This is a genomic window from Parabacteroides sp. MSK.9.14, from assembly GCF_019041495.1.
Classification (GTDB): domain Bacteria; phylum Bacteroidota; class Bacteroidia; order Bacteroidales; family Tannerellaceae; genus Parabacteroides; species Parabacteroides merdae.
Genome location: NZ_JAHPXO010000073.1, coordinates 1 through 5,690 on the forward strand (window position 1 = coordinate 1; position 5,690 = coordinate 5,690).

At 35.2% G+C, this 5,690-nt stretch carries 6 protein-coding genes; all 6 read right to left on the bottom strand.

What is annotated here, in order from left to right; genetic code table 11:
• Positions 1–182: 182 nt before the first annotated feature.
• Complete coding sequence (locus tag KTG12_RS20825) at positions 183–2,138, bottom strand: discoidin domain-containing protein (RefSeq protein ID WP_046452819.1); 1,956 nt, start codon at positions 2,136–2,138, stop codon at positions 183–185.
• A 23-nt stretch (positions 2,139–2,161) separates the two neighbouring features.
• Positions 2,162–3,325, bottom strand: a complete 1,164-nt coding sequence (locus tag KTG12_RS20830) for a DUF4221 family protein (protein WP_005640612.1) — start codon at positions 3,323–3,325, stop codon at positions 2,162–2,164.
• A gap of 2 nt (positions 3,326–3,327) precedes the next feature.
• Positions 3,328–3,570, bottom strand: a complete 243-nt coding sequence (locus tag KTG12_RS20835) for an NVEALA domain-containing protein (RefSeq protein WP_005650691.1) — start codon at positions 3,568–3,570, stop codon at positions 3,328–3,330.
• A gap of 12 nt (positions 3,571–3,582) precedes the next feature.
• Positions 3,583–4,641 carry a BF3164 family lipoprotein gene (locus tag KTG12_RS20840; RefSeq protein WP_005637769.1) on the bottom strand — a complete coding sequence of 353 codons (1,059 nt, stop codon included), beginning with the start codon at positions 4,639–4,641 and terminating at the stop codon, positions 3,583–3,585.
• 12 nt (positions 4,642–4,653) lie between these two features.
• A complete protein-coding gene (locus KTG12_RS20845; protein WP_005637767.1) occupies positions 4,654–5,250 on the bottom strand; it encodes a hypothetical protein in 597 nt (198 codons plus the stop codon).
• A 63-nt stretch (positions 5,251–5,313) separates the two neighbouring features.
• Complete coding sequence (locus tag KTG12_RS20850; RefSeq protein ID WP_370686468.1) at positions 5,314–5,622, bottom strand: NVEALA domain-containing protein; 309 nt, start codon at positions 5,620–5,622, stop codon at positions 5,314–5,316.
• Positions 5,623–5,690 lie beyond the last annotated feature (68 nt).

Below are 5,690 nucleotides of genomic sequence, written 5' to 3' on the forward strand. Positions count from 1 at the left end.
GTTCCGGCTCCATCGAGTCGCTGGGGATGCGGAAGGAGGCGAGGAGGAAGACTTGAGAGAAGAGCCAAAAGGCGATCAGAACCACCAAAGCGAGAAATAGATTCAATAATATGTTAATCCATCGTTTCACAATCTATCTTTTAGATTAAAAAATATATCATTTTATATTCAGGTTGCTACAATCAATACCAGTCAATTTTATTATCTTCATCACAAACGAATATTCTTTGTTGCTTTCCCTGCGAGCATTTAATGGCCAAAAGGGCTTTTTGAGGCACATTTTCAAATTCGATAAAAACATCATTCGCTATTTTGGTATTGATAAGTTGCCAATTATTATTATCCCAATAATATAAAGAATACTCCAATCCTGGCTGAATAGAATTTCCATCACAACGACGAATATACGAAATTTTGGATATATTTACTGGCCGGCAAAAATCAAAACCGACCCAATCTTCTCCTTTGGCACTGAAATTTGTCAATTGATCACCATCTGCTATATTAGCTGCGTTGTTGCTTTTATCAAAAATCGAATTTGTACATTTGATAATGTTGCCTTGAATGATCGAATCATGTTCATCATAGAAATAAATTTCAGCCATGTCACACTGACTTGTATCAGAAGATGTAAAACGCCAATATCGATATTCGGCATTTTTATCAAGAAACACTGTGCCATTTGTTAAATTCCCTTGAGGTAATTCCGCTATTTTCTTTGTATGATCAAATTCCCTGTTTTCAGAAGTTTCGATAATACCTCCTGTTATTTTTTTTCTAATAGAAAATACATTGTCTCCCAAAGGATATTTTCGATTCAATCTGATCGTACGAAAAGCTGAAGTGTCTGGTTCTATAAATTGGATATGCTTCGAAGCAGAAGCCAAAAACGGTTTGCTGATCGGAATAGCATTGCCATTAGAGTCATACGCCAAGGCGATATAACAGGTATTCAGTCCCATTCTTTCGAAAACCACATGACTACCAGCTATTTTCCCCCAATAGACAGGAGTCCAATTATTTCCATCATAGATGGCTATAAATGGAGATTGTCCACTCTTCAATGATTCCTGCAACGAAATACGTATGTCAATCGTAGGCATATATTCAGCGGTAACATCTCGTATAAACATATTCCTGAGTTTGGGTGGGATATATTTCTCAGTTGCGATTTTCAGATACTCTTCATTGGGTTTGTACACATTGCGGAAAATCTTAGGGACTTTCAAATATGGATAATGAACTGTGCCCGGATCTGTCGTATGGGGCGCAAACTCCAAGTTTCCAAAACGCGTTGTATAAACTGTATTCCAAGAATGTCCATTATTACCTGTAGACCAATTGGGCGTAAAATCATAAGCGACAGGAATTCCTTTACTACGCATGATTAAGACAGCCCCTAAACAATACGTGGCACAATTAGAAAAAGGAAGTTTCAGTATGATATCAGGATCATAAATCGGAAGTGTCTTTAATAATCCAAAACTTTGAGGTGTGTTTTTCATTTGGTTATTCACTTCTGTTGCTGCAAAAATTGGATTTCGTTTATACTCGTCACACAAATATGCCAGATCAATATCTCCTTTACAAATATCGTAATAGGCATTCCTCCATTCGGTAAGCGGCTGCCCTTCAAAACATTTATAAGGTAATAGATATTCACAAAATTGTTCGAAATCCAGATGTTCGGCCCATTCGCATTCTCTCCATTGTTTGAAAGCTTCATCGATTGACTGAATAAGAAACTCCGAAGTGATAACCTCTATATCCCGTTTCTGTTTATATTTACTTTCAAATCTAAGACGAAGCGATTCGATATGTTTTTCTTGTTCAAGTTTGTCTTCTGATAAAGCAACGACAGAATCAATGGCGTGATAATAGTCCTCAATGCCTTTATCATAAGAAGTATGGTAAGGCATGTATCGAATCAGGTATTGGGCTGCTTCCAGTTTCTGCCGATCATCCAGTTTTGCGTAGTGCGACAAAACCGCTTCAAGCTCCCCTCTGTTTTCTCCGGCTTCCCGCAGAGCGTATTCCACATCGGTTATTTGTAAGCCGCAAGCAAAAAGCATCAAGTAGAAAGGCAACGAAAAAAACAGATATTTTGTAGTTGTTTTATATTGCAATCTCATATTCATTGTTTTAGGGGAGAAACTATATTTCAATCATTCTTTATCATGACAGGATGAAAGATATGCACTTCTAAATCTTCGGAAATCTCTTGATCTGTAATTTTATCTACAAAAAAAAGGATTCCATCATGAAGCTGACACCAGCCTGTATAAGGATTGAATGTGTTTATGGGCAGTTTGATTTCTTTTATTTTATTAAGCTCATTATCAAACAGACATAAATAAAAATCCCGTTCTCTGGATAATAATTCCAGGTTTTCGTTTTTACCGAAATCAATGGCATCCACATGCAAACGGGCATACATATCACATGTCGGAAGATACATGATATCAAAAAAATGAGGATTTTCAAATCCGTGTCTTTGCCATTCTGTATAATCTGTTTTGGATTTACACTTTTGAGCTTTATTGGAAGTGTAATCGCTATCAGCTTTGTACATTTTTCCAGATCCTGTGTTCAAATCGATCTTGTAGAGATGTGATTCTATCGGATAATTATATAAAATGTAATCATCCCGAAAGTTGACATTCGGTTCACTCATGTTCGCATACCCTTTGCTTATGTCTGGTTCCGCAATAGATGGAGATAAATTGAAAGTTTTTACCTTTTGGTTTTCTTCGAGGAAAATTTCTTTTACTTTGAATCGGGGTGGCGAAACAGACCTATCTTTTACCGTGCATAGCAGCGACTGGTGCAGGGCATTGTAATACAAACGAATTGTAGACATAGCATGATTCGTATTTATGATCAATTCCTCGTCTTCTTGCAAAGAATTACGGATTTGAATACGTTTCAACACATTCCCTTTCGGATCAATCAGGAATACGGATTCCGATTCATCAGCAACCCAAATGGAGTCTTTTTGATATGCAAAAATTCCAGTTAAACGAGTTATGGCGTTAGGACCACTTGTTTGTAACGGAATTTGAATGATTTTTTTCTCCAGAAGATCGATACAATCCAAAGCATGTTCCTTATGGTTATATCCAATCAATATATGTTTAGCACCTACTTGTACCGAAGAAGACAAATAATAGGACTTTAGTTGTAATACGTCAGAAGGAGGGAAAAAAAGTTCCTCCTTCTGTATTTCAACTAAGTCATTATCAACGGTCTTTATATTTTCTCTTCTCTGAGAGCAAGATATACTAATGCAAATTATGCATAAATAATGAAATAGTAATTTGTACATGGTTATCTACAATACGTTGGACCATAACATTCAGGACGTTCACTGTCTTTAAAACGGCATTCATTTCCGGAACTTGATGGACATGGAAACAAATGATAGTTTGATTTATTCTCATCCCAAGCTAAAGCCTCGACATTTTCCAATGCCAAGTCAGAGAGTTGAACCTCATTTTTGTTTTGCTGGTAGTTCCAGCCTGCGGCGGCGATCGCTGCAAAAGCGATTACGCCGATGATTTTCTTTCCCATGTTTCTCTTTAATTATAATTGATATTCTATCACATGAAATTCAGGATTATCACTTAATCCATACAATTTATTTGTCGTAGGATTGATTGTAAAGGTGAAAATAGGCGAATCCAATGTATATCGTTGTAGAGGATTTCCTTTATCGTCAAATACAAAAAGTTGATCTTTTAGATATTTGTGGTTTTCACGATTAAAATAGATCCCAGAGTATAAAACATATACTCTCCCATTTATGGATAAAGGTGAAAAATATGCATCTCGTGATTGCCCTGAAACAGAATTAACATGAACTGATTCATCTTGAATAGTCTGTTTGATTACTGGAAAAAACAAATCAGGACCTTGTATTCTTTTTTTTAAATTGCCATATATATCATATAGCTCTATTAAATCTGTTTGTTTATAAAAAAGGAAGATCCCATTTTTATCCGGAGACAGGGTAGCATAACAGGAAAGTCCTTCTATTTTTTCAAAAGGGGTCAATATCTCTCCATATTCCGGGTATTCACCTTTTGTTTCTATAAATTTGCCTTCTGAGTCGTAGAATGATAAACGCTTTTGAGTACTATTATAAGCTGTTGTCATAAAATGGTGATTGGGTAAAATAACGATATTTCCAAAAAGATCAGGCAGCATAACTTCTTTTATTGCTGTTGGTGATATAGTATCTGAAAATAAGATGTCTTTTTTACGATAAGCAGATATGAATGGTCTTTGTGCATCTGATAGCCATAATAGGCTGTCAGATGATTGTATTTGTTGTATATGAAGAAATTCTCCAGGGCCATTTCCAAAAGAAATAGATGTGTTAACTTTCTCTCCTGTATTAACATTATACATATGCAATATATGTTCATCCATATCTTCTTTTAGAATAAGGATTGAATCTTCTATATGTAATGCTGTCGGACGCATTACCTCTTTAGAAAATTGAAGATCAGTGCCTTTAATCTCGCCTTTATCCAAGAAATCTGTCAATTTGAAAGATATGCAATTCTCATAAACTCCTTTGTTGTTACAAGAACAAAATGTAATAAAAATACATATACTGATAAATTTTGCAATTTTCATAACCTTTATTTTTTAATTGGCTATATAATATACTATTATGTAACGATTTAACTTTGACGTGATGAGATCTTTTTCATTCGGATCCAATTTCCCGTCATGCAAAAAGGATTTTAATGTTTTTTGTTTGATCCTATCTTCTATATCAGCCTCATATATGATCAATAACGGAATCTCTTTATTGTAAATCATCTCTTTGGTATAGTCGAAAAACTTATAGTCGAAATATTTGTTCAAATCAGTTGTTACTTTTTCTCGAAGAGACATGGAGCCAGATCTATAAAAAGAGAAAATTTTCACATGTCGACAATTTGATGTATCCGGAGTCAAGATCCAAGACACAGTACTTCCTTTTTTCGGATAAGCAAATTCAGTCAGTTCAAATTCATCTGGTATATGTTTTTGATCCACGTATTCCTTTGTGTAGATTTTGTAGTTGGTTTTTTCTTTAGTCGCTTTATTACTGATAGTTCTACTTTCACTATTGAAAGACGGACTATCTACGAACTTTCCATTGTTAGGGGTTGTCGTACGGCGAACACCTTTGGATGGAAATAGATTTTGCCCCCATGTGACGAAGGGAAACAATAATAATATGATGATTAATTTCATGGTATATTTATTTTAGAAAGTGCTGAAGAGGCTCCTTCAGTCACTTTCTTTATTCGACACGTTTTATCCTCTCATGTTTGGACAAACTTTTATTAAATTTCCCCAAATGGATGAATATACATTACAGGTACTACTAAAATCAACAATACAACCATAATAAGTACAATTTCCCCAATCTGTTTCGCCTTGGGCTAACGCTTCCGCATTAGCTAATGCTAAATCTGACAGCGGCACTTCATTTCTACTCTGATTGTAATTCCAGCCGGCAGCCACTGCTATTGCTACTAAAAGTGCTGCTCCAAGTATACGCTTTTTCATTTTCGTATTTTGTTTTATCGTTTTTGATTCAGTAAATTCCCTATCTTTGTTCATTCTTTTAAAGCAACAAGATAGCCAAATGATGTACTGAACTTGCATCATTCTGTTTTGTCCGGTTTATA

What these genes read in the sequence shown, in the direction of transcription:
- KTG12_RS20825 (WP_046452819.1), bottom strand. Translation starts at nt 2,138, where the DNA reads ATGAATATGAGATTGCAATATAAAACAACTACAAAATATCTGTTTTTT.
- KTG12_RS20830 (WP_005640612.1), bottom strand. Translation starts at nt 3,325, where the DNA reads ATGTACAAATTACTATTTCATTATTTATGCATAATTTGCATTAGTATA.
- KTG12_RS20835 (WP_005650691.1), bottom strand. Translation starts at nt 3,570, where the DNA reads ATGGGAAAGAAAATCATCGGCGTAATCGCTTTTGCAGCGATCGCCGCC.
- KTG12_RS20840 (WP_005637769.1), bottom strand. Translation starts at nt 4,641, where the DNA reads ATGAAAATTGCAAAATTTATCAGTATATGTATTTTTATTACATTTTGT.
- KTG12_RS20845 (WP_005637767.1), bottom strand. Translation starts at nt 5,250, where the DNA reads ATGAAATTAATCATCATATTATTATTGTTTCCCTTCGTCACATGGGGG.
- KTG12_RS20850 (WP_370686468.1), bottom strand. Translation starts at nt 5,622, where the DNA reads ATGAACAAAGATAGGGAATTTACTGAATCAAAAACGATAAAACAAAAT.